This is a genomic window from Vitiosangium sp. GDMCC 1.1324 (genome assembly GCF_003044305.1).
Lineage (GTDB): Bacteria > Myxococcota > Myxococcia > Myxococcales > Myxococcaceae > Archangium.
In genome coordinates, this window is sequence record NZ_PZOX01000018.1 from 100939 (window position 1) to 124150 (window position 23212).

At 66.9% G+C, this 23212-nt stretch carries 18 protein-coding genes; 7 read left to right on the forward strand and 11 right to left on the reverse strand.

Going from position 1 to position 23212, the window contains the following annotated elements:
- Positions 1-8 precede the first annotated feature (8 nt).
- Entirely contained in the window at positions 9-2291 is a 2283-nt protein-coding gene (locus tag DAT35_RS39920; protein WP_108074539.1) for a type I polyketide synthase, read from the forward strand.
- A 1-nt stretch (position 2292) separates the two neighbouring features.
- On the opposite strand, the gene DAT35_RS39925 is transcribed toward DAT35_RS39920, so the two are convergent.
- The 8 genes from DAT35_RS39925 to DAT35_RS39960 all read right to left on the reverse strand — a co-directional run bounded on the left by DAT35_RS39925 (position 2293) and on the right by DAT35_RS39960 (position 15262).
- A complete protein-coding gene (locus DAT35_RS39925) occupies positions 2293-4536 on the reverse strand; it encodes a sensor histidine kinase (RefSeq protein WP_108074540.1) in 2244 nt (747 codons plus the stop codon).
- 19 nt (positions 4537-4555) lie between these two features.
- Positions 4556-5062 carry a response regulator gene (locus tag DAT35_RS39930; protein ID WP_108074541.1) on the reverse strand — a complete coding sequence of 169 codons (507 nt, stop codon included), beginning with the start codon at positions 5060-5062 and terminating at the stop codon, positions 4556-4558.
- A complete protein-coding gene (locus DAT35_RS39935; protein ID WP_108074542.1) occupies positions 5059-7233 on the reverse strand; it encodes an ATP-binding protein in 2175 nt (724 codons plus the stop codon). The genes DAT35_RS39930 and DAT35_RS39935 overlap by 4 nt, the downstream gene beginning before the upstream one ends.
- 175 nt (positions 7234-7408) lie before the next feature.
- Entirely contained in the window at positions 7409-7924 is a 516-nt protein-coding gene (locus DAT35_RS39940; protein ID WP_108074543.1) for a response regulator, read from the reverse strand.
- Entirely contained in the window at positions 7921-10164 is a 2244-nt protein-coding gene (locus tag DAT35_RS39945; protein WP_233261999.1) for an ATP-binding protein, read from the reverse strand. Before DAT35_RS39945 ends, DAT35_RS39940 begins: the two co-directional genes overlap by 4 nt.
- A gap of 114 nt (positions 10165-10278) precedes the next feature.
- Positions 10279-11109, reverse strand: a complete 831-nt coding sequence (locus tag DAT35_RS39950) for a hypothetical protein (protein ID WP_108074544.1) — start codon at positions 11107-11109, stop codon at positions 10279-10281.
- Between the two features lie 14 nt (positions 11110-11123).
- Positions 11124-14144, reverse strand: a complete 3021-nt coding sequence (locus tag DAT35_RS39955; protein WP_108074545.1) for a CehA/McbA family metallohydrolase — start codon at positions 14142-14144, stop codon at positions 11124-11126.
- Between the two features lie 14 nt (positions 14145-14158).
- Positions 14159-15262, reverse strand: a complete 1104-nt coding sequence (locus tag DAT35_RS39960; protein ID WP_108074546.1) for a hypothetical protein — start codon at positions 15260-15262, stop codon at positions 14159-14161.
- Positions 15263-15336: 74 nt separating this feature from the next.
- On the opposite strand from DAT35_RS39960, the gene DAT35_RS39965 reads away from it, so the two are divergent.
- The 3 genes from DAT35_RS39965 (at position 15337) to DAT35_RS39975 (ending at position 18523) form a co-directional block, all read left to right on the forward strand.
- On the forward strand, positions 15337-16476 hold the full coding sequence (locus DAT35_RS39965) for an acyl-CoA dehydrogenase family protein (RefSeq protein ID WP_108074547.1): 1140 nt from the start codon (positions 15337-15339) through the stop codon (positions 16474-16476).
- Between the two features lie 167 nt (positions 16477-16643).
- Positions 16644-17951: an AHH domain-containing protein gene (locus tag DAT35_RS39970; protein ID WP_108074548.1), complete on the forward strand. Its 1308-nt coding sequence runs from the start codon at positions 16644-16646 to the stop codon at positions 17949-17951.
- Positions 17948-18523: an imm11 family protein gene (locus DAT35_RS39975; RefSeq protein WP_233262000.1), complete on the forward strand. Its 576-nt coding sequence runs from the start codon at positions 17948-17950 to the stop codon at positions 18521-18523. Before DAT35_RS39970 ends, DAT35_RS39975 begins: the two co-directional genes overlap by 4 nt.
- A 27-nt stretch (positions 18524-18550) precedes the next feature.
- Here the strand turns inward: DAT35_RS39975 and DAT35_RS39980 are convergent, their stop codons facing one another.
- The 3 genes from DAT35_RS39980 to DAT35_RS39990 form a co-directional block, all read right to left on the reverse strand.
- The gene (locus tag DAT35_RS39980; protein WP_108074549.1) at positions 18551-19459 is read right to left on the reverse strand and encodes a hypothetical protein; all 909 of its coding nucleotides are present in this window, start codon (positions 19457-19459) and stop codon (positions 18551-18553) included.
- Between the two features lie 101 nt (positions 19460-19560).
- Positions 19561-19959, reverse strand: coding sequence for a hypothetical protein (locus DAT35_RS39985; RefSeq protein WP_108074550.1), 399 nt, complete (start codon positions 19957-19959; stop codon positions 19561-19563).
- A 283-nt stretch (positions 19960-20242) separates the two neighbouring features.
- Entirely contained in the window at positions 20243-20467 is a 225-nt protein-coding gene (locus DAT35_RS39990) for a hypothetical protein (RefSeq protein WP_108074551.1), read from the reverse strand.
- Positions 20468-20779: 312 nt separating this feature from the next.
- On the opposite strand from DAT35_RS39990, the gene DAT35_RS39995 reads away from it, so the two are divergent.
- From DAT35_RS39995 to DAT35_RS40005, 3 genes are read left to right on the forward strand one after another with little or no spacing between them, the layout of a single operon-like run.
- Positions 20780-21757, forward strand: coding sequence for a hypothetical protein (locus DAT35_RS39995; RefSeq protein ID WP_146210083.1), 978 nt, complete (start codon positions 20780-20782; stop codon positions 21755-21757).
- Between the two features lie 44 nt (positions 21758-21801).
- Positions 21802-22392 carry an RNA polymerase sigma factor gene (locus tag DAT35_RS40000; protein WP_108074553.1) on the forward strand — a complete coding sequence of 197 codons (591 nt, stop codon included), beginning with the start codon at positions 21802-21804 and terminating at the stop codon, positions 22390-22392.
- Positions 22389-23210, forward strand: a complete 822-nt coding sequence (locus tag DAT35_RS40005) for a tol-pal system YbgF family protein (RefSeq protein ID WP_108074554.1) — start codon at positions 22389-22391, stop codon at positions 23208-23210. The genes DAT35_RS40000 and DAT35_RS40005 overlap by 4 nt, the downstream gene beginning before the upstream one ends.
- Positions 23211-23212 lie beyond the last annotated feature (2 nt).

The window sequence follows — 23212 nt, forward strand, 5'->3', positions numbered from 1 at the left end:
GGGCCGAGATGTCCGAGGAGATCAACTATCGCCAGTTGCTCCAGCAGCAGTTGGTGAAGATCCGCAAGCTGGAGACGCGGCTGGAGCAGGCGGAGGCGGCGCGCCGGGAGCCGATAGCCATTGTTGGCATGGCGTGCCGTCTGCCTGGAGGCGTGGAGAGCCCGGAGGACTTCTGGGACTTGCAGGTGAAGGGGGTGGACGCCACCAGCGAGGTTCCTCCGGACCGGTGGGACGCCGAGTCCCTGTACGATCCGGATCCGCGGGCGCCGGGGAAGATCCTCACGCGGCGGGGAGCCTTCCTGAAGGACGTGGACCGGTTCGACGCGCGGTTCTTCGGCATCTCGCCCCGGGAGGCGGAGAGCATGGATCCGCAGCAGCGGCTGGTGCTGGAGGTGGGCTGGGAGGCATTGGAGCGGGCGGGGCATGCGGTGGTGCGTGCCAGGCGCGATCGGGTAGGCGTCTTCGTGGGGGTGATGAACAATGACTACGGGCAGCTCGCGCTGTACGCGGGAGGCCCGCAAGGCATTGATCCCTACTTCATCGGGGCGCGGGCGAACTGCGCCATCTCCGGGAGGCTGTCGTATCTGTTTGGCTTCCAGGGTCCGAGCATGGTGGTGGACACGGCGTGCTCGTCATCCCTGGTGGCGGTGCATCTGGCCAGCCAGAGTCTGCGCAATGGCGAGTGCTCGATGGCCCTGGCGGCGGGGGTGAACCTGCTCCTCTCGCCGGAGGCGAGCATCTATCTCTCCTGTAGCGGAGCGCTGTCGCCGGACGGACGGTGCAAGACCTTCGATGCCTCCGCGGATGGCTATAGCCGCGCCGAGGCGTGTGGAGCGCTGGTGCTCGAGCGGCTGTCGGATGCGCGGGCGCGGGGGGCGAACATCCTCGCGGTCATCCGAGGCTCGGCGGTGGGGCACGATGGCCCGAGCAGCTCGTTCACGGTGCCGAATGGGGTGGCGCAGCAAACCGTCATCCGCCAGGCCATGCAGGGAGCGGGCGTGTCACCCGCGGAGGTGAGCTACCTGGAGGCGCACGGGACGGGGACGGCGATCGGGGACCCCATCGAGGTGGAGGCGATGTGGTCGGTGTTGAAGGAGGGGAGGAAGGGTGGGGAGTCGCTGTGGATGGGCTCGGTGAAGACAAACATCGGCTACCCGGAGGCGGCCTCGGGAATCGTGGGGATGATGAAGGTGGTGCTGGCGATGCGGAACAAACAGTTGCCAGCGCATCTGCATTTGAAGAAGCCCAATCCCTACATTGATTGGAAGGGGATGGGCGTGAAGGTGCCGGTGGAGCTGACGGCATGGGAGCCGACACAGGGGCGGCGCATCGCGGGGGTGACCTCGTACGGGCGAACAGGAACCCTGGCACACGTGGTGTTGGAGGAGGCGCCAGCGCCAGTGGAGGTGAGGCGGGAGCTCGAGAGACCGGAGCACGTGCTGGTGCTGTCGGCGCGGAGCGCGGAGGCGTTGAGAGCCCACGCGGGCCGCTATGCCCGGTTCCTGGCGGCGAGCCATCTGGAGCTGGGAGATATGTGTTTCACGGCGGCGGCGGGACGCGCCCACTTCGAGCACCGGCTGGCGGTGGTGGGAGGCAATGCGCAACAGGTGCGCGAGAAGCTCCTGGCGATGGAGGCGGGACGGGAGGTGGAAGGAGGGGTTGCGGGGAGCGTGGGCGGCACCGTGCCAGCGGTGGCCTTCGTCTTTGGCGGGGAAGGGGAGCGGTTCTCGGACACGGGCCGGGAGCTGTACGAAACACAGCCGGCCTTCCGAGAGGCAGTGGAGAAGTGCGGAGAAGCCCTGAAGGGAGTGCTGGAGAAGCCGCTGGTGCAGGTGCTGTACGGCACGGAGTCCGCGCTGTTGAAGGAAGAGGCCTACGGAAGGGCGGCGGTGTTCGCGGTGGAGTGGGCGCTGGGGCGGATGTGGAGGGCGTGGGGAGTGGTGCCGCAAGCGGTGCAGGGGCAGGGCGTAGGCGAGTACGTCGCGGCGGTGGAGTCGGGAGTGCTCGGCCTGGAGGAGGGGCTGAGGCTGGCGGTAGGCAAGGTGCCGCTGGTGCGAGTGGAGACGGCCAGGGCCGACGGATCCGAGCGCATCACCCTCCATCCAGGAGAGGCGGAGTGGAAGCGGCTGCTGAGGACGCTGGGAGCGTTGTACGTGAAGGGAGTGGAGGTGGACTGGGCGGCCTTCGACGCGCCGTACTCGCGGCGCCGGGTCACCCTGCCCACCTATCCCTTCCAGCGTGAGCGCTATTGGCTCTCACGCGGACGTGAGCGGGACCCGGCCCACCGGTGACTCATGACGCTGCCTGCTGCTGGGCCGGGACGAAGGGAACCTCCAGTGTGAAGGTGGCCCCGAGTCCAGGTCCGTCGCTGTGGACATTCAACGAGCCACCCAGCTCCTGGGCGGCCAGGGCGCTGGAGTGCAGACCGAAGCCATGCCCGTCCTCCCGGGTGGTGAAGCCATACTGGAAGATGCGGGTGAGCATCTCCGGCGCGATGCCCATTCCCTTGTCATGGACTTCGATGCGAATCTGGTCGGTGCCGGAGCGCTCCAGCTTCAGGGTCAAACACCGCTCGGCCGGTGGAATGCCATCCATGGCGTATTTGGCATTGCTGATCAGGTTGACGAGGATCATCAACGTCTTGTGCTTGTCGGTGAGCACGGGAGGCAGCGGAGTCAGGTTCCGCTCGACCTGCACCTGGTGACGGATGAGCCCGGCCGAGTTGATGCGCAGGGCGTCCTCCACCAGGTCGGCGAGCTGGGTCTGCTCGCGCATCCGGGGCGTGCGGGCGTAGTTCTGCTGGACCTTGACGATGTCGCCGATGTGCTCGGTGTAGCGTCCCACGTCGTTGAGCAGTGAGACGATCTCCTGGCGCTCGTCCACCAGGTTCTGCCCCAGCGAGCTCAGGAAGGGCATCACGTTGCGTCCGCGCTCGTCCTGGGTGAGGAATGTGCTGATGTCGTTCTGGTGCTCCTGGAGCATGCCGACGACGCGGCTCACGTGCTCCAGGCGCATGCCCGCGATGCGCTCCTTGGCGAGCTGGGCGGAGGTATAGACGCTGTTGAGCACGTTGCCCACGTTGTGAAGAACATTGGTGGCGATCTCCGCCATGCCGGCGCGGCGGGCCGTTTGCACCAGTTGCATGTGGATGTCCTTCAGCTCACGGGTACGCTCCTCGACCCGTTGCTCCAGCCTCTCATTGGCCTGACGCAAGGACTCCTCGCGCCGTTGCACCTCATTGGCCATGTGCCGGAAGGAGCGGGCGAGCTGTCCCAGCTCGTCGTTGCGTGAGGTGTCCAGCTCGACGTGGAAGTCACCGGCGGCCACCCGGCTCGTGGCCTGCGTGAAGGCCTCCAACGGGCGGGCGATCTGGCGGCGCAGCACCCAGGCCATGATGGCCAGCTCCAGCAGCAGCGACACCACGCCGAGCAGCAGGATGTAGCGGGCGGCCTGGATGGCGGGCCGGGACACGACGTTCTCGGGGAGCACGGTGACGAAGTTCCAGCCGGGGCCCTTGAGCCGCGCCACGGCCAGGTACTCGTCATGCTCTGGGATCTTCATCAGGTTCTGCCCGGAGTCCCGGTGGCGCACCCGCTCGAAGATGTCCCGCAGGTGGGCCCACTGTTCCTCGGAGCCTGCCCGGGGGGACGCGCCCTCCGGCTGCTTCCGGTCGTCCTGGATGTTGTAGACGTCGGTGATGCCTGTCAGCTCGGGATGGGCGATGAGCTGCCCGTCGTCGCGGAAGATCACGTTGTAGGCGCCGGGCATGCTGTCATCACGGGCGCGGGCCACCATCTCCTCGAGCAGGATGTCGTGGCTGAGCGTCGCGACGTGGCGGCCGTCCATGTCCAGCGGGGTGGAGACCGAGGACATCGTGTTCTTGGCAACCGGATCGACGAAGACCGGGCTCCAGGCCGACTTCCGCTCCGGGTTGTTCTCGGGGCGGCTGCCGCGGAAGTAGTCCATGTCGATGAACGACTGCTCCGGCTTGACCTCCAGGGCCCAGTTGGGGCTCTCCGGCCAGTAGACGAGGATGGGCCCCTCGGGCAGCGTGATGTAGGTATCCGTGAAGCGGGCATGAAAGGCGGGCCCGTACTGGTTGAGCACGTCGTACGAGGCGAGGATCCTCCGGCGCAGATCGGCGTCGACCTTCACGCCTCGGGGCACGTAGACGCCCGTCATTCGTGTGCCATCGAAACCCTCGGCGCGGCTGCGCACGGTGCCATCGGGGAGCTGGACGAAGAGCTGCTCGAAGCGGGCGCTCACGTCCTCTGGCTTCAGGGCCCGGATCCGCTCCTCCAGGGCCTTCCTGAGGATGACGTGGTTGTCCCCGGCCAGCACGAAGATGGACTGCTCACGCTGGCTGCGCTCGGTGACGTATTGCTCCAGCTGCGTGAGCGCGGCGGTGCGCAGCGTGTGGAACATGTGGAGGTAGCTGAAGAGGGTGGCCAGCGCGATGACCACCGCGATGCGCAGGCCCGCCTTGACCAGCGTCGTACGGGCCAGGGGGGCGCGGGGGCTCGAAGTGTGAGGCATGGAGATGGCGTGCGGGGGCTCACGTCGGGACGGCTTCGCACCCGGTGAGAGCAAGTGCCAGCTTGCGCACTTCCTGGCCGTTGAAGGGTTTCCTCAATTCCTTCAGCAATTGGAGATCGCTGAACTCCCGGACCAGCTCCCCCCACGAGTAGTCGGAGTAGGCCGAGCAGAGGACCACGCGCAGCGAGGGAGCGACCTCTCGCAGGCGCCTGAGTGTCTCGGCGCCGTTCCAGCCCGGCGGCATCCGGTAGTCGAGGAATACCAGCTCATAGGGCTGGTGGGCCTCCACGGATGCGCGAATCTTGGCGACCCCCTCCTGTCCCTGAAAGGCCGAGTCCACCAAGAACTCTGGTTCGGTGGAGGTGGTGCTCCGAGCTGGCGCCGTGCCGAAGAGGGCCTCTTCCAGCAGATCGATCTCTCCCCTGCTGCGGCGCTGTTCCGGGCTGAGGATCCGGCGGAAGTCGGTGTGAATGGCCTCGGAGTCATCAATGACGAGGATCCGTCTCCTGCATACATCGCTGCTCATGCCACCTCCTGGACCGGAAGATAGGGGAATTCCAAAGTGAAGGTGGCTCCGCTGCCGGGTCCATTGCTGTGGACCGTCAGTGAGCCACCCATCTCCTGCGCTGCCAGGGCGCTGGAGTGCAGGCCGAAGCCATGCCCGTCCTCCCGGGTAGTGAAGCCATACTGGAAGATGCGGGTGAGCATCTCCGGCGCGATGCCCATTCCATTGTCATGCACATGGATGTGGACCTGGTTGGAGTCGGTGCGCTCGAGCTTCACGGACAGGCGCCGCTCGGCCGGGGGAATGTTATCCATGGCGTATTTGGCGTTGCTCACCAGGTTGACGAGGATCATCAGCAGCTTGTGCTTGTCGGCGAGCACGGGCGGCAGGGGCTCCAGGTGCCGCTCGATGCTCACCTGGTGGCGGACGAGGCCGGCCGAGTTGATGCGCAGGGCGTCCTCCACCAGGTCGGCGAGCTGGGTCTGCTCGCGCATCCGGGGCGTGCGGGCGTAGTTCTGCTGGACCTTGACGATGTCGCCGATGTGCTCGGTGTAGCGCCCCACGTCGTTGAGCAGCGAGACGACCTCCTGACGATCTTCCATCAGGTTCTGTCCCAGCGAGCTCAGGAAGGGCATCACGTTGCGTCCGCGCGCATCCTGGGTGAGGAAGGTGCTGATGTCGTTCTGGTGCTCCTGGAGCATGCTGACGACGCGGCTCACGTGCTCCAGGCGCATACCCGCGATGCGCTCCTTGGCGAGCTGGGCGGAGGTGTAGACGCTGTTGAGCACGTTGCCCACGTTGTGAAGAACATTGGTGGCGATCTCCGCCATGCCGGCGCGGCGGGCCGTTTGCACCAATTGCGTGTGGACTTCCTTCAGCTCGCGGGTGCGCTCCTCGACCCGTTGCTCGAGGCCTTCATTGGCCTGTCGTAGGGCCTCCTCACGGCGCTGCACCTCGTCGGCCATGTGCCGGAAGGAGCGGGCGAGCTGTCCCAGCTCGTCGTTGCGTGAGGTGTCCAGCTCGACGTGGAAGTCACCGGCGGCCACCCGGCTCGTGGCCTGGGTGAAGGCTGATAGCGGGTGGGTGATCTGGTGGCGCAGCACCCAGGCCATGATTCCCAGCTCGACCAGGAGCGAGACGATGCCGAGCAGCAGGACGTAGCGGGCGGCGAGGAAGGCGGGCGTCGTCACCCTGCTCTCGGGGAGCACGGTGATGAAATTCCAGCCGGGGCCCTTGAGCTGGGTCCGGGCGAGGTACTCGTGGTGCTTCGGGAGCTCCATCGCGCTCCTGCCGAGCGGTTGATTCTTCATCCGCTCGAAAATGTCGCGCAGGTGGGCCTGTTGCCCCTCCGCGTTGGACTCCTGCATGGAGCCGCCATCCGGCTGCCCGGGGTTGCCGTTGGCGGGACCCTTCTTCAGCTCCGGGTGGGCGATGAACTGCCCATCGTCGCGGACGATGACGTTGTACGCGCCCGGCAGGTGGTCGTTGATGGTGCGGCTCATCAACTCCTCGAGCGCGACGTCGTGATGGACCGTCCCGATGTGGCGCCCGTCCATGTCCAACGGAGTGGAGGCCGCCACCAACCAGCGCCTGGAGGTCTCCTCCTGATAGATGTTGGACCAGACGGTTCGCCGTTCCGGGTCATTCTCGGGCAGGCTGATGACGTAGTACTCGGAGGTGATGGCCGGGTAGGTGGGCTCGGCCTTCTGGGCCCAGTCAGGGCGCTCGGGCCAGAAGACGATGAGCGGCCCCTCCGCCAGCGTGACGTAGGTATCCGTGAAGCGGGCGTGGAAGGCGGGCCCGTACCACGAGGTCACGTCGTAGGCGGCGAGGATCCGGCGGCGCATCTCCATGTCGAGCTTCACGTCCGGAGGGACGAGGACCCCGGGCATCCGTGTGCCGTCGAAGCCCTCGAGCCGGTTGCGGGTCGTGCCGTCGGGAAGCCGGACGAACAGGCGATCGAAGCGCTCGCTGACGTCTTCCTTCCGCAGGGCCAGGATTCTCTCCTCCAGCGCCTTCGTGAGGACGGCGTGGTTGTCCTGGGCCAGCAGGAAGATGGCCTGCTCGCGTTGACCGCGCTCCGAGACGTGCTGCTCCAGCTGCGCGAGCGCCTCCTGGCGCAGCGTCTGGAACATGTGGAGGTAGCTGAAGAGGGTCGTCAGCGCGATGATGACCGCGATGCGCACACCCATGTGGATGAGCGTCGACCGGGCCAGGGGCGCTGGAGGTTTGGACGGAGGCGGCATCGAATGGCGGGTCAGGCTCTGACTGTGACCCTTTGACGCGGAATCGGTCACGGGAATTCCTCTCGGAACGGCGAGGGCACTCAGGCCCTCGGCTCGTCGCCGGGGATGCCTGCCGCCAAATCTACGCCAGCCCTCGAGATGCGCTGTGCTGTTCGGTGAGGGTGAGGGCGAGCTTGCGCACCTCCTGTCCGTTGAAGGGCTTTCTCAGCTCCCTCAACGAGTGGCGCTCGCCGAACTCGTGGCTCAGCTCCGCCCACGAATAGTCGGAGTAGGCCGAGCAGAGCACCACACGCAGGGTGGGCGTCACTGCCCGCATGCGCCTGAGCGTCTCGGCGCCGTTCCAGCCCGGCGGCATCCGGTAGTCGAGGAATATCAGTTCATAGGGACGGCCAGCCGTCAGGGCCTCCTGGATCCGGACGAGCCCTTCCTGCCCCTGGTAGGCCGAGTCCACTTCGAACTCCGGCTCGGTGGCGCTGTTGCCTTGAGACGGCGCCGGGCCGAAGAGGGCCTCTTCCAGTTGATCCAGGTCGTTCTTGTTCTGGCGCTGCTGCGGGCTGAGGATCCGGCGGAAGTCCGTATGGATGGCCTCGGAGTCATCGATGACGAGGATTCGTCTCTTGTCCGCGGGGTTGCTCATGTTTCCTCCTGGATCGGGAAGTAGGGGAGCTCCAGTGTGAAGGAGGCTCCGAGTCCTGGCCCGTCGCTGTGGACACTCAACGCGCCACCCAGCTCTTGCGCCGCCAGGGCGCTGGAGTGCAGGCCGAAGCCATGCCCGTCCTCCCGGGTGGTGAAGCCATACTGGAAGATGCGGGTGAGCAGCTCCGGCGCGATGCCCATTCCGTTGTCACGGACCTCGATGCGAACGCGATCCGTGCCGGAGCGCTTCATCGTCACGGACAGGCGCCGCTCGGCCGGGGGAACGTCATCCATGGCGTACTTGGCGTTGCTGACCAGGTTGACGAGGATCATCAGCAGCTTGTGCTTGTCGGTGAGCACGGGAGGCAGGAGCTCCAAGCGCCGCTCGATGCTCACCTGATGACGGGTGAGGCCGGCCGAGTTGATGCGCAGGGCGTCCTCCACCAGGTCGGAGAGCTGGGTCTGCTCGTGCACCCGGGGAGTGCGGGCATAGCTCTGCTGGACCTTGACGATGTCGCCGATGTGCTCGGTGTAGCGCCCCACGTCGTTGAGCAGCGAGACGACTTCCTGACGGTCGTCCACCAGGTTCTGTCCCAGCGAGCTCAGGAAGGGCATCACGTTGCGGCCGCGCGCGTCCTGGGTGAGGAAGGTGCCGACGTCAGCGCGCTGCTCCTCGAGCATGTGGGCCACACGGCTGACGTGTTCCAGGCGCATCTCGCTCACGCGCTCCTTGGCGAGCTGAGCGGAAGTGTAGACGCTGTTGAGCACGTTGCCCACGTTGTGCAGCACGTTGGTGGCGATCTCCGCCATGCCGGCGCGGCGGGCCGTCTGCACCAGTTGCGTGTGGACTTCTCCCAGCTCGCGGGTGCGCTCCTCGACCCGTTGCTCGAGGCTCTCGTTGGCCTGACGCAGGGCCTCCTCGCGGCGCTGCACCTCGTCGGCCATGAACCGGAAGGAGCGGGCCAGTTGTCCCAGCTCGTCGTTGCGTGAGGTGTTCAGCTCGACGTGGAAGTCACCGGAGGCCACCCGGTCCGTGGCCTGGGTGAAGGCTGTCAGCGGGCGGGTGATCTGATGCCTCAGCACCCAGGCCATGATCCACAACTCGACCAGGAGCGAGACGACGCCGAGCAGCAGGACGTAGCGGGCGGCGAGGAAGGCGGGCGTCGTCACCATGCTCTCCGGGAGCACGGTGACGAAGCTCCAGCCGGGGCCGTGCAGCCGGTCCATGGCGAGGTACTCTTGGTGCTCCGGGAACTCCAGCACGGTCTCTTCTGGCGGGTGGTTCATCACGCGCTCGAAGAGGTCGCGCAGGTGGGCGCGCTGCTTCTCGGAGCCCAGCTGCACGGGCACCGTGCCGGGCCGCTTCGGGGTGCCCAGGATGTTATAGACGCCGGTGGCCTCTTTCGTCGCCAGCTCGGGGTGGGCGATGAGGTCTCCATTGTCGCGGAAGATCACGTTGTAGGCGCCGGGCAGGCGATCGCTGAGCGTCCGGGCCACCATCTCCTCGAGGAGCACGTCGTGGGCGAGCGTCGCGACATGCCGGCCCTCCAGGTCCAACGGCGTGGAGACCGTGGTCATGGGGATATGCGTGCCCGGATCGAGGTACGTCTCGCTCCAGGCCGTCTTCCTCTCCGGATTGTTCTGGGGGAGGCTGTCGGGGAAGAACTCGAGCTCGAGGAGCGAGAACCCCGGGTCCGCTTCCAGGCACCAGGTGGGGCGCTCCGGCCAGTAGAGGATGAGGGGCCCCTCCGGCAGCGTGATGAACGTGTCCTTGAAGCGCGTATGGAAGGCGGGCCCGTACTGCTCCAGCACGTCGTAGGAGGCGAGGATCCTCCGGCGCAGCTCCGCGTCGAGCGCCAGTCCCCTGGGGACGAAGAGGCCCGGCATCCTCGTGCCATCGAACCCCTCGGCGCGGTTGCGCACCGTGCCGTCGGGCAACTGGACGAACAGGCGGTCGAAGCGGGCGCTCACGTCCTCCTGCCGCAGGGTGTGGAGCCTGTCCTCCAGGGCCTTCTTGAGGACGCGGTGGTTGTCCTCGGCCAGCACGAAGATGGCTTCTTCCCGCTGGCTGCGCTCCGACACGTGCTGCTTCAGGCGCACGAGCGCCTCGTCCCGCAGGGTGTGCAGGATGTGGAGGTAGCTGAAGAAGGTGCTCAGCGCGATGATCACCGCGATCCGCACGCCCATGTGGAGGAGCGTCGAGCGGGCCAGGGGAGCGCGTGGGCGGGAGGTGGACAGCATAGGTGGAAAGTTTCATTCGCAACAATATGCGAAAGTGAGAAAATTCCAACCCCCCGCCGCATCAAAAATGGAGGTCAGGCCGGTTCCCGGGGGAGGCCTGACCTCCGGACGGCGTCACATCCGCCAGGTGAGCTTCAGCCCGCCGATGGCCAGGGCGCGCTCGGCGCCGAGCAGGGGCAGGCTGGCGCCCAGCTCCGCGCCGAAGTGCTCGCCCGCGCGGAAGCGCAGCCCGACGGCCGGCGCCACGTAGTCGAGCACGTCGCGGCGGCCGAAGTGCACGTTGGCATCGAGCACGGCGGCGAAGCCGCTGAAGAGCGCGTATTCGGCGCCCACGTTCACCAGGAAGCCGGCCCGGGGCAGCGAGGCCGAGGCACCCAGGCCCAGGGACGCGTCCACACCCGCGTACCCGTGCACTTCGAAGCGCTCGGAGGAGCGGTAGAGCGCGGCGGCGCCAATCTCACCGCCCACGGTGCGCGTCCTCGGGCTGGCGAAGGAGGTGGGCAGCTCCAGCCGCACGCTCGGGGACAGGACGAACGAGCCGCTCGTCAGCGCCACATAGGTGCCGCCGAGGGTGAGCTGCCCCAGGGACATGTTCGTCCCGGTGAGTGTTGCGTTCTGGACGTACTGGAAGCGCAGGGCCTCCAGGGTGGCGAAGACCTCCAGGTCCGGGCGTACGGCGACGCTGCCCGAGAGCAGACCGGCGGCGGTGACGGCGCCGTAGAAGTTCTGCGTCTCGATGATGGCGCCGCCCTGGACGCCCAGGCCCACCTCGGTGCGGGGGCAGGCGCGGCGGCCGGTGGAGACATCGGCGGACTGGAAGCCGAAGGTGACGGGGCCCTCGGCGAGCGCCGGGGCAATCCACTGCTCACAAACGCCCTCCGCGCGAGCGGCGGCGGGCAGGAGCAGCAGGGCGACGAGCGCGACGAGCAGTCGGGACATGTTCACGGTGCTGCCTCGAATCACGGAACCACGCCGGGGGCATCGAAGTGGCCGTTGCCGTTCCGGTCGAGGAGGAAGGGGTTGGTGAAGGCCATCGGGTAGCCGCCGGTGACCACCTGGGAGAAGTGGAACAGCGGATCCGCCTCGCTGGTGGGTGGGGCGGGGGTGCGCATGGGGCCGTAGTCGGAGTCCTTCTCGATGTCGTTGCGGTCCACCACACCGTCTCCGTTGTTGTCGCCGGTGTCGGGGATGCCATCCGGCCCATTCCCTGCCGGGCCGCCGAAGTCCGCGGCGGGAGGCAGGCGGGTGCCGGCCTCCACCACGAGCCACGCGTCGCCCGTGCGGTCGAGCAGATCGGCGAGCGCGAGGTCGCCCTCGTAGCGCATGAGCCCGGACCCGTCGGTGCTGAACGGATCCGCGGGGTGCGAGAGCGCCGAGCCCTCGAGCGTCTTCACGACGCGGCCATTGACGATGATGCGCACCTCGTCCACGGGCACCCAGGGGGCGGCGGAGACCTTGAGGTGCAGCTTCGCGTCGGCCTTCGGCACCAGCGGGGAGAGCCCGTAGCGCTGGGGGCCGCCGCTCGCGGTGTCGATGGTGGCCTCGATGACGGGGCCGTTGGTGCCGAAGGAGGAGCCAGCCTTCAGGGCGGCGTTGAAGCGGGCAGTGTTGAACTCGGGGCCGGCCTTGGTGTCCGCGTAGACGATGTTGCGCGGCACGCCCACGGTGTTGTCGGTGAGGCTGTGCGAGTCGCTGTTGGCGGTGCCCGTCGCGAACTGGCCCTGGCCGAGCGTGTAGAACCAGAAGGCGCGGTAGGCCAGCAGCAGGTCGTTCTGCGTGCCGTTCATCACCTCCTGGGTGTTCTGACCGTTGTTGGCGTAGCCGCCCTTGGGCGAGCGCACGTACATGCCAGCGTTGGTGCCGTCGTCCTTCGAGGGCAGGTTCTTGAGCGTGTTGAGGGCGAGCGCACGCGGGTAGCCCAGGTCGCGGCCGAACTCGGTGTCCGCCCACGGGTGGTTGAGCTGCACGATGAGCTGGTCGCGCAGGGCCGGCGGGGCGCTGGCCTTCACGCGGTCGAAGAGCTCACCGGGCTCGACGCGCTCATCGGACGGGGCGCCGTTGCGCGGCTTCGTCGGATCGTACTCGAGCGGCCAGAAGTTGTAGTGGCCCACCACGAGCGGGATGTCGTAGCCGGGCCGCTTCATCCAGAGGATGTGGCCGGTGGTCTCCAGGCCCACCACGGTGCTCATCTTGTCCTGCAGGTAGAGGCTGCGGACGATCTGATCGTAGTTGTAGATGACGTCGTGGTCGGTGGAGACGATGACGTCCAGGTCCGTGGCGGCGAAGGACAGCACGCGGTCCTCGTCGGGGATGGAGCTGTCGAAGCTGGCGCCGCCGTGCACGTGCAGATCCGCGCCCACGGTGCCGGAGGGCTGGAGCGGCAGCTTGCGCAGCTTGAAGGTGAACGTGGTGTCCGCGGCGTCGAGCGTCACCGTCTCACGGGCGAGCGTCCAGAAGGGGCCCTTGAAGGCGTAGAGGTGGAAGCGGCCCTTGGGGGCGTCCACGGTGGCGGTGCCGTTGACGACGAGGAATCGGTTGCACGCGGGCGAGGGGCCCGGAGGCGGACCCAGCCACGGCGCGCAGGTGCCGAAGCGGCCGTGCAGCGAGCCCTCGGTGTCCTTCTGGGTGACGGCGTCCACGGGGACGACGAAGACCTCGGCGGTGAGGCCCTGGCCGTTGTCCGCGTCCTCCACCTTCACCGTGAGGCGGCTGCTCGCGGGCACGGTGAGCGTGCCCACGTCCGTGTCCGCGTCCACGTTGTCGAGCTGCCGGTCGGCCACCTTGCGGCCGAAGGCGTGCAGCTCCACCACGTAGTTGCGGCCGGCGGGCACGCGGGCCTGGAAGCGGCCCTCCTGGTCCGGCGTCACCTGGGTCCACGGGATGCGGGTGCTCGGGTCGGCGGCGAGGTCTCCCTCGCTGATGATCACGCTCGTCTCCCGGCCCGCGCCGAGCGGCGCCCGGTGGTTCACCAGACCGGTGAGCGTCACGTACTTCTCTCCGTGGAGCTTCTGCCGCAGCTCCAGCGCGAGATCCGCAGCCGAGCCCACGTCCCCGCGATCGGACACGGCGAGGAAGCGCTCGAAGACGAGGTAGTCGCGCGGCTGCACCACGGTGCGCCCAAGGCCCGAGGAGGAGATCTGATCGCTCTGGAATCCCTCGAGCAGGTTCGTCTCTCCGCAGGCCACGTGGGCGTAGCTGGCGCCCGGATCCGAGGCGAGCGCCGCCGTCAGGTAGGGGAACTGCTTGAAGGCGCTGTCGATGCTGGTGAGGCTGAAGGACGGGTGCTCGTAGCCGGACCCCTTCGACGGCGTGAAGGGCAGTGCCTCGCGGCCGCTCCAGTAGAAGCCGTCCGAGAGCGCCCAGAGCTGCGGATCCACCGCGGTGTTGAGGATCTCCGTGCGCACGCGGATGCCGGGCTCGCACGGGCGCATCTCGTAGATGGTGTGGATGGGGAACTCGGGCTTGCCGTCGAGCGTGCCGTTGAGCTGCACCGCCACGCGCTTGGGGCGCTCGTCGATGATCTCCAGCGACGTGTAGCGCGCCGCGTCCCCGGGGAGGATGCCCACCACCTGGAGCACCTGGTTGAGGCCGTCGTTGTTCTTGTCGCGGGCGCTCAGGTCGAGCAGCGCGCCGCCACTGGGATCGAGCAGGTGCGTGTTGCCGATGCCGGCGATGACGGCCACCGCCCGATCGTTGCCCAGGAGGATGTCGCCCTGGGAGGCGATCGCGTTGATGCCACCGGGCACGGTGTCGGGTCCGGAGGCGGTGGAGTGGCTGCCGACGCGCTTGTCTGTGGCGGTGAGGGTGCGCACCTCGAGCTTCGAGCCCGAGGCGGCTTCACAGGCGTAGCTCAGCTTCTCGCAGGGGCTGGCGACCCGGCATCCTTCTTCGTTGCCGAGGCAGCTCTCCTTCTTGCAGCCGGCGAGCATGAGGCCGGCCAGGGCCACGCACGTGGCCAGGAGGCGGAGGGGGGAGGACATGGTTGACCCTTGTATCAACCTCCGAGGTACTTCCTCCAGTAGCTCCAGCCGTGCGCGGCGTGGCACGAGTCGCCGATGAGGTCCAGGTAGAGCTGGTACTGCGTGGCCTTGAGAGACTCCATGTCACGGTAGGCGCCCGCGGCTTCGAGCCGACGCACCGCGCCATCCAGCAGCGCGCGGGCCTGCTCCACCGACTGACGTTGCTCGGGAGTGGGTTTCCAACCCGTCTCCTCACGGTAGCGGCCGAGCGTCTCGAGGAAGTGGCCGTAGAACTTCACCATCTGTACGAGCACGGGCAGCCGGTACGCGGGAGGCGCCGAGGTGAGGGCGGCGTCGTACTGACGGGACTCGGAGCCCAGCCGGTAGAAGAGGACGTCCACCTGGGCGTCGAGCCGAGCGCCCCAGGCCTTGCGCACCGCGGCATGGCGCGCGTGGCTGGCGACGGCCTGGAAGAGGTGCAGCCCGCCACAGGGGTGCGCGTAGATGCCCTGCTTGCGCTTGGGCACCTGCGGCAGCCCGGCCTTCATCCCGGCCAGCAGCTCCGCCTGCTCGTGCTCGAGCAGGGCGAGTGCCTCGTCCATCACCGCGTCGAGGTGGATCGTCTCTCCGGCCCCGTTGGTGAAGGTGGCGCCGGGAGGCAGGGCCTGGGAGAGCGCATCGAGCGTCCAGGCGCCATGGGGCGAGAGCGCGGACTCGCGGCGGAAGTCACGCTTCAGATCCTCCACGAGCGCGCCGAGGGTGACCGGCCCCCCGCTCGCCTGGAAGGACTGCGAGGGCGCGTAGCCCGCGAGCAGCAGCGTCTTCACCAGGAGGTTGGGGTGGGGCTCCACCGGAGTGCCATCCGGGGCAAAGGTGTCGAAGCGGAGGTCCATGTCTGGGCCGGTGCCCTCGCGGCGCAGGAAGTCCGACAGGATGACGTTCGCGGCGGGGCGGCCATCGCGGGCCTTGAAGGCGCGCCCGTCGAGCGCGATGCCGTGAGCGAGGGCCCAGGGGTTCTTGGGGTCCGCGGCCCAGGTCCGGCACTGCACGCGGAGCACCTCCTCGGCCGAGGGACGGGCTGCCGGTGTTGCAGGTGTGGCGGTCAGCAGCGCGAACAGCGCGAGGGTGACAGAAGCCATGGGTCGTCCTTGTCCTCGATGAGTACCCTTGTACTATTGACTTCCCAATCAATCACCCGAGGAGCCCAGCGACCATGCTGAACCCATTCACTGAGGAGCATGAGGCCTTCCGCAAGACGGTGCGCGCATTCGTGGAGAAGGAGCTGACGCCCCATGCCCTGGAGTGGGACCGGGCAGGCATCTTTCCCCGGGAGCTCTTCCGCAAGTGTGGCGAGCTGGGCTTCTTCGGTATCAGCCACGATCCGAAGTACGGCGGCAGCGGGCTGGACTACTGGTACGTGACGGCCTTCACCGAGGAGCTGACGCGCAGCCGCAACGCCGGCGTGAACCTGGGGCTGCTGGTGCAAGCCCAAATGGCCACGCCCATCATCAATGAAATTGGCACGGATGAGCAGAAGCGCGAGTTCCTCGCGCCGGCGCTGGCGGGCGAGAAGATCGCCGCGCTGGGCGTGAGCGAGCCCGCGATCGGCTCGGACGTGGCGAGCCTCCAGACGACGGCGCGCGTGGACGGGGATGACTACGTCATCAACGGCTCGAAGATGTGGATTACCAACGGCACGCGGGCGGACTTCATCACGCTGGCGGTGCGCACGGGCGGGCCGGGGTATGGGGGCGTGTCGCTGGTGACATTTCCCACGGATGTGAAGGGCTTCTCGGTGTCGAAGAAGCTCGACAAGGTGGGCAACCTGTCCTCGGACACGGCGATCCTCTTCTTCGAGGATTGCCGCATTCCACGCCGCTACGTGCTGGGCGAGGAGAACGAGGGCTTCTACCACATCATGACGAACTTCCAGGGCGAGCGCCTGGTGGGAGCCCTGTCCGCGGTGGCGGGGATGGAGCGGATGATCGAGGACGCGCTCCAGTACGGCAAGGAGCGGCAAGCGTTCGGCAGACCGCTGCTGGGCTTCCAGGTGTGGCGCCACAAGCTGGTGGAGCACATGGCGGCCATCGAGGCGGCGAAGCGGCTGACGTACTACGCGGTGGATGTCTTCGACCGGAAGGAGAACGCGGTGCGGGAGATCTCCATGGCGAAGCTGTTCGCGGGAGACCTGGCGCAGAAGGTGGCCTACGACGTCCAGCAGTTCTTCGGAGGCATGGGCTACATCGAGGAGACGCACATCGCGCGGGCCTGGCGAGACATCCGGCTCATCACCATCGGCGGCGGCACGTCCGAGGTGATGAAGGAGATCATCACCAAGATGTCTGACTTCTAGTCAGCCCGAGTGGACTGGGTGGACAATCATCGGCTCACGCCCCATGGGTGCTCCAAGGGGCAGGAGGAGCCGGTCATGCGTCAGCTCGTCACCCCCATCTTGTGTCTGGTTCTGATACCGATGTTGGCCGAGGTGCCCCACCTGGCCGAGCACTCGAGCCTGTCGACGTGCGCGAGTACGACGGCGGCTGGGGGCGTAAGGGGGTCCAACTCACCTTCAAGCGACTGCCGCCCGATCGGGAGCAGGCGCCGCTTACCCGGGAGGACGGGCGGGCCATTGTCGCGGCCTTCGAAGCGGAATACGGCAAACAGGAGCCACTGCCTCCACCGCGCTACCCCAGCGGGACGAGGGTGGCGAGTGTGGGGACGCAACCTGTCAGCACTGCCGCTCCAGAGTGGCAGGAGAAAATTCGCAAGGACCATGAAGCGCTCTACGGGACTGGGAGGTTCGATCTTGCGTTGCCAGACAACCTGGAAAACAGCCGCTTCTTCCAGGCGCTGAGGCTCTCCCCTCAGTACATGGGAGAGGGCGCACGCGAGGCGGCCATGGAGCTGTTCAATTCCCCCGTCTTCATCGTCTCCATGGCTGCTTCCATGACTTTGTACCTCGTGGCGCTCGCGGCGCCTGAGCCTTTCCTGAGCAAGGGGTTCGTGGCGACCCTCACGCTCTGGCTCATGTGGACCTATGGGGCGACGGAGCTCCTGAACGTGGCGATGGCGGTCAAACAGTTGTACGAGGAGGCCGAGGCGGCACAGAGTTTCGAGCAGTTGGACAGGGCCGCCCGGAACTTTGGCCCGAAGGTAGGTGCGATGGCGCTGAGAGTCCTGGTGACGATAGCCATCGGGCGGCTTGCGGGGAAACTGCCAGAGGTGCCCAAGGCTCCGGGTGGAGGTGGGCTGTGGGGCTGGCTCGGCACACCCCGGTACGCCCTGACGAGAAATGTCACGCTGCAAGGGGCACCGGTCGTGCAGGGGGCCGGTGTGCAAGTGACGGTGGTTGTGGGGGAGGCGGCGACCGCGGAGACCTCAGTGGCGAATGGGACGGTCCTGCTCATGGGGGCGCTGCTGGGCACGGAGGCGTCCGCGGCCACGGCAGCCATCAAGGCGGCCCGGACGACGGGAGGATGCCGGGAGGACAACAGCAAGGGTGATGCTCCAGAACATCACATTGCCACCGACAAGAATGGCAAAGCCGAAGTGAGAGGCGGACCCTGGACTCCACAGTTTGAGGAGCTTTTCAAGCTCGCGGGGATGAGTCTCAATGACCCAGCAAACAGGATTTTCGTCATTGGTCATAAAGGCCCTCACCCCGAAGAGTACCACCGAGAGATCTATGACCGACTGCAGGATGTGATCGGGACATGCAAAACAAAAGCGGAGTGTAAGGCAAAGCTCACTGCGGCGCTTGACGCATTCGCGAGCGACATCTGCAAGCCCGGATCGAGACTCAATAAACTCGTTACAAAAGAGCAATGAGCGCAGAAATCAAGTATTTCCGCATGATGGATGATATGTACGTTCCGGGACGCTGGTACGTCAGAAGTCCTTTGAACGCACAGGGGGAACGAATCATACCCTGGGAATTCCGCCAAGGAATGCCTGTGTGTCTGGACGGCGAGCCATTCCTGCCTGTGTCTCGCCCTGGCCGTGCGCTCGATTTCACTCTGACGGAGGCTGGAATAACCTTCGTCAGCCAGCGTCTGGTGTCCCTATGTGAACGTTTGGGTATCCAAGATGAGGTGCAGTTCATCCCGGCGCGCGTGGAAGGCCGGGCTGAGCCGTACTTTATTCTCAACACGCTGCGCCTTATCAAGTGCGTCGATGAGGCCCGGTGCGAAGAGGTTACATTCTGGGAACCCAGACACGGAGAGCCCGATAGAGTAGGTCACTACCAGAACGTCGCCGGCCTGAAGATCGATCCAACAAAAGTGGGAGACTCCAATATCTTCCGCCCGTGGGGCTGGACGGTGGCCTTGATCGTCTCCGAGCGCGTCAAAGTAGCCATAGAAAGCGAGGGCATCACCGGCACCAAGTTCATTGAGGTGTAGTGGGACCCGTCAGCGTTCGTCAGGGGCTCAGCGGAAGCTCAGCACCTGCTGGCAGGCATGGGGCAACTGCCGCGAGGAGTTGCCCGCGATGCATGAGATGTAGACCGCCATGCCGCGTACCTCGGTGCCTACGAAATACACGTCACGCCGACTGGAGGGCTCGAGCAGACGCAGGTGCGTGCACTCCGTCCTGACGCCGTCGATGGCGCACGGGATGCGTGACTCCGTGTACGCAACCAGGGCGACGTCCTTGATCGTCTTCACGCCATTGCGCACGAACGCCTCCAGTCCGGAGGTCTCGGGGAGATGGATCCAGTCGAGCCGTGAGCCGTCACTGCACTCGATCCGGCCGTCGCCGTCTCCCGCCTGGAGCTTGCACCCGGCGGGCGTGGAGAGCTCCCGGCCCGCGAGTATGGCTGCCGATTTTGTCACGGTGGCTCCTGCCTCGGGATCGGCCTGCCAGCTGTTGCCCGCGAGCTTCTCCAACACCCGCTCACAGAGCGCCTGTTGTTCCGGTGCCGTCCGGGTCTTGCAGAGGACTCGCCGCCCTCCCTTTCCTTCCACCGTCAGGACCGCGAACGTCGACTTCTCCGGGTCCTGAACACCCTTCGCGCTCGCGCGCAGGATGCGGGCCTTCCGGCCCGCGAGCGTCGCCGACGATTCCTCGAACTTCATCCGGCCGGCGGCTTGTTCCTCGAACGTGCGGCGGCTGTGTTTCCACACGATCTCGGCGGAGATACCCGGGTGGTCGGAGATGATGGCATTGAAGTCGCGGCACTCGTAGCTCCACCCATCGGTCCCGAGCGGGCCCGCCGTACAGCCGGCGAAGAGGGACTCGGACGTGTCGGGGCCGGCGTAGGCGGGCAGGGCGGGTCCCACCGCGCAGAGAAGGAGGGACAGACCCAGCTGGAGGCGGAGCGAAGCGGCAGGAATCAACGGAGCCCACTTTCATGGAGGGGTTGGCGCGCGACATGACGCTGACCGGCGGGCGCTCCTGACAGCTCCTCATCGGGAAAAGAGGCGAAGTGCCACGGCGCCTACTCCGAATCAGGCGGCTTCATCTTCATCAGCTCTTCAGGAAGGGGTGTTGGGCGGAATCTCAGCCCTTTGGCGTTTCGCTGAGGGATGACGCGGAAGCCCTCGTCGGCGATCTTGACGATCTCTCCCTCTCTGGCCTTTCCACTGGCGAGCCATTCGTCCGCCTCCTTTCTTGTCGCAAACGTTTGGGAGGGGACGATGTAATCAACGGCGGGGGTGTAGAACTTCCGAAAGAACTCCCGATAATCATCGAGCTTCTGGATCTCACGGACGTAGAGCAGCGCCACCGCAGCGACTCGGAGTGCTTCGTCTTCTGGTGTTCCTTCCTGGTGCTTCTCGTTCACGGTGCGCAGAACATCGAGAACGGAGTCGACGTCAAAATTAGGATTGTATATCATTTTTGGATCCGGACTAGAGAGCAAGGGGAGCCAGAATCAGTGCGCCAGAACCGCCCGTTGTGAGAACGAAGGCAACGCCAGCAACGATGACCACAGTTCCAAGCGCCACCTCCGTCTTGTGATTCCTGAGCCAGTCAATGGCTTCATCCATGCGTGAGAACTTCAATTTCCTCTGTCTCTCCGCTTCCTCCTTCTCCTTTTCCTCTTCGCACTCGTTGTATTCCTTGTTGCAGTCCTGCTCACAGCGTTCGTGATACCAACCACTCTGCGGTTTGTTGTGAGGTCACGGGTAGCGTTTGTCCCAGCATCTTTTCATGCACAGCTTGAATTCCTGGTCGCAGTCGTGGCCACCCGCGCCGCCACTTCCGAGCGCGGAGCCGACTCCCTCCGTGTCCTCGGCGACGACATAGATTCGAGACTCTGGCTGTTGCGTGTGGGCGCATCCGGTGCTGGCCACTGCCAAAGCCATCAGCAGGACGAACAATTTCGTCAGGACTCCTGACTTCATTGCATGATCCCCTCGAGCTGTGCTGCCTTGTGGGCCTGCATTTTCGTTGGAGGTTACCAGGGCGCCGAGTCGCCCGTACCGGGCCTTCGGCTCGTCGCGTCAACAGCTCTACAGACGCTCCAGGATGGGCCGGGCATGCAGCAGGATTCATGCTTCCAAGGGGGGCCCTGTTCCGGTGGTTTCCACGGGCGTGTTAGCGTGCCGCCCGCCTTGAGCAGAGCACTGGCTGGTGTGATCCGGTTCCTCCTTGTTTGCTCCCTCGTGGCATGGGGGTCCGCCGGCGTGGCTCATGCCGAGCCATGGGCTGCCGTGGTGCGCACCTCTTCCCCGGGTGACGAGGACCTGGCGAGCCGCATCCTCGGGCAGGTCAGTGATCTCCCCGTCGTGCTGCGGGTGAGCCCGGGGCCCTCGCTGGGTGGGAACGACGGGGAGCAGTGGCGAACCGCCGTGGAACTGGCGGAAAGCCTCCAGGCCCGGGTGGTGCTCTGGTTCGACCGAGAACCGGAAGCCATCGTCCTCCACCTCGCGGAGCCGGCCACCCGCCGCCTGTTCGTCCGGCGAATCCAATCGGACGAGCGCCGTGAGACGTTGGGCCGCTCCGCGTCGGCCGAGGCCGCGGCCCTCGTGGTGCGCTCGGCGCTGAAGGCGCTCGAGGCCGGGAGCCAGCTCGGCGAGCCGGTGGTGCCGGAGCCCCGGGTCGAGCCGGTCGTGACTCCACCACCTCCTCCCGTAGTGGTGCCGCCCCCCGAGCCTCCCGCGCCTACAGAAGGATGGCAGCTGGGCGTAGGGTGGCAGGCCGCTGTGGATGGGCATAGCCCGCGGGGTCAACAGGGGCCACAGGTGGCCGTGGGGTGGGAGGGCCGTGGGCTGCGAGCGCGCGTGCTGTTGCTGGCGAGTCTGCCGGCCCGTCTCTCCGACGCGTACACCCGGGTCACCCTGTCGAGACATGCAGCCGGTGTGGCGGGGGATGCGGCCCTGGTGTCCTCGGCGCGGTTCCGGCTGGGCGTCGGTCTGGGCGCGGGCGTCGCGGGCTTCCTGCGGAGCACGGAGCCCTTGCAGCCCGAAGTCGAGGCCTCCCCGTCCCGTCTCATTCCGGCCCTCTATGTGGCCCCGGAACTGTCCGCTCGCTGGCGAGGAGGACCGATGGCCCTGGAGGCCTCCGTGGGGGCGGATGTCCTCGCAGGGGTGCCCACCCTTGGTTACCACCGGGACGGGACGTTCATCGTCCGCAACCGGCTCTGGGTCGTTCAACCGCGCTTCAGTCTGTCCGTGGTGCTGGGCTCCCGATGAAATCCCGTGACCCGAAATCACCCCCGTCTTCCTCCATCGGGGAAATGACGGCGACCAGCAGAGAACGCCTGGCAGCGGCTTCCCCCGAGGAGCTGCGCATCCGGGCTGTCATCGAAGGACGGCGGGACGCGGCCGAGTCGCTCTTGACGGAACTGCTGCCTCGCGTGCGCAACCTCGTGCGCTATCTGATCCGCGGGGATCAGGACGTGGACGACATCGCCCAGGAGGCGCTGATCGCCATCCTGCGCGGGTTGCCAACGTGGCGTGGGGAAGGTTCGTTCAAGTCCTGGTCGGATCGTGTGGTGGTGCGGGTCACCTTCGCCGCGCTGAAGAAGGTCCGCGCCGACCGGGACCAGACGTCCGAGGAGCCGGTGGAGCTGGTGGTGGTGCCCTCGGAGGATGCGACCCTGGACGACTATGTCTTCCGGCGCGACATGGTGAAGTTGTTGGATCGGCTCTCCGAGGAGCAGCGGCATGCCCTGGTGCTCCACCATGTGCTGGAGTTGAGCGTGCCGGAGATGGCCGAGACATTGGGCATTCCCTTCGAGACGGTGCGCAGCCGGCTCCGCCTGGGACGGGCGAACCTCCGGGAGCACTACGAGCGGAATTCGAGCAGGATGGGGGGACAGGGATGAGTGAGCGGATTGACGAGCACGACGAGCTTTTCGAGTTGCTCGGTCCACTGGACGAGAGCGCGGGTCCGGCCCGGCGCATCTCCCGGCAGCGAGCCTCGGAGCTCGTCCAGGGAGCGCTGGCCACGCTCGAGACCTCGGACGCCCCGAGGCCGAGGCGTTGGAGCTGGCGCAAGGGCGTGTGGGTGACGGGCGTGTGCGTGGCCCTCGCGGGGGCCGCGGCCGCTGGCATCTGGCCGGGTGTACGGCGGTGGATGCGCGAGCCGGAGGCGGAGCCCACGCGGGTGGTCGTGGTGACAGTGCCCGCTGAGTCCACCCCCCTCCCTGCGGCGCCCGTCGCGCCGGTGGCTCCCTCGATGGAGGTGGCTCCCCCGGTGGAGGAGGTTCCCGCTCCGCCGGAGCCCGTGAGCCGGACCCGGCCAGCCCCCGCCGCCGAGCCGGAGGATCTGCTGCGCCTGGCCAACGAGCGCCGGGCCGAGGGCAGATGGCAGGCGGCGGAGGCGCTCTACCTGCGCGTCATCCAGTCCTACCCGAGGACGACGTCGGCCTACGTCGCGCGCGTGGCGTCCGGCGGCCTGCGGCTGGAGCATCTCGGAGACGCGAAAGGGGCCCTGCGCCAGTTCCAGGAGGCACTGCGGGTGCAGCCACGGGGCTCCTTGAGCGAGGAGGCCCGCGGTGGGGTGGTCGAGGCCTGGCGGGCGCTCGGAGACGGGGCGAAGGAGGCCCGGGCCCTGGAGGAGTTCCTCGAGGCGCACCCGGACTCCCTGCTCGCCGAACAGGCCCGGCGCCGGCTGCGGCAGCTTTCCTCCACACCCCAGTGACT

Coding starts and splice junctions, on each gene's coding strand:
- DAT35_RS40005 (WP_108074554.1), top strand. CDS start 22,389: ATGAGTGAGCGGATTGACGAGCACGACGAGCTTTTCGAGTTGCTCGGT.
- DAT35_RS39930 (WP_108074541.1), bottom strand. CDS start 5,062: ATGAGCAGCGATGTATGCAGGAGACGGATCCTCGTCATTGATGACTCC.
- DAT35_RS39985 (WP_108074550.1), bottom strand. CDS start 19,959: ATGATATACAATCCTAATTTTGACGTCGACTCCGTTCTCGATGTTCTG.
- DAT35_RS39920 (WP_108074539.1), top strand. CDS start 9: ATGTCCGAGGAGATCAACTATCGCCAGTTGCTCCAGCAGCAGTTGGTG.
- DAT35_RS39960 (WP_108074546.1), bottom strand. CDS start 15,262: ATGGCTTCTGTCACCCTCGCGCTGTTCGCGCTGCTGACCGCCACACCT.
- DAT35_RS39965 (WP_108074547.1), top strand. CDS start 15,337: ATGCTGAACCCATTCACTGAGGAGCATGAGGCCTTCCGCAAGACGGTG.
- DAT35_RS39925 (WP_108074540.1), bottom strand. CDS start 4,536: ATGCCTCACACTTCGAGCCCCCGCGCCCCCCTGGCCCGTACGACGCTG.
- DAT35_RS39990 (WP_108074551.1), bottom strand. CDS start 20,467: ATGAAGTCAGGAGTCCTGACGAAATTGTTCGTCCTGCTGATGGCTTTG.
- DAT35_RS39940 (WP_108074543.1), bottom strand. CDS start 7,924: ATGAGCAACCCCGCGGACAAGAGACGAATCCTCGTCATCGATGACTCC.
- DAT35_RS39955 (WP_108074545.1), bottom strand. CDS start 14,144: ATGTCCTCCCCCCTCCGCCTCCTGGCCACGTGCGTGGCCCTGGCCGGC.
- DAT35_RS40000 (WP_108074553.1), top strand. CDS start 21,802: ATGACGGCGACCAGCAGAGAACGCCTGGCAGCGGCTTCCCCCGAGGAG.
- DAT35_RS39945 (WP_233261999.1), bottom strand. CDS start 10,164: ATGCTGTCCACCTCCCGCCCACGCGCTCCCCTGGCCCGCTCGACGCTC.
- DAT35_RS39975 (WP_233262000.1), top strand. CDS start 17,948: ATGAGCGCAGAAATCAAGTATTTCCGCATGATGGATGATATGTACGTT.
- DAT35_RS39935 (WP_108074542.1), bottom strand. CDS start 7,233: ATGGGTGTGCGCATCGCGGTCATCATCGCGCTGACGACCCTCTTCAGC.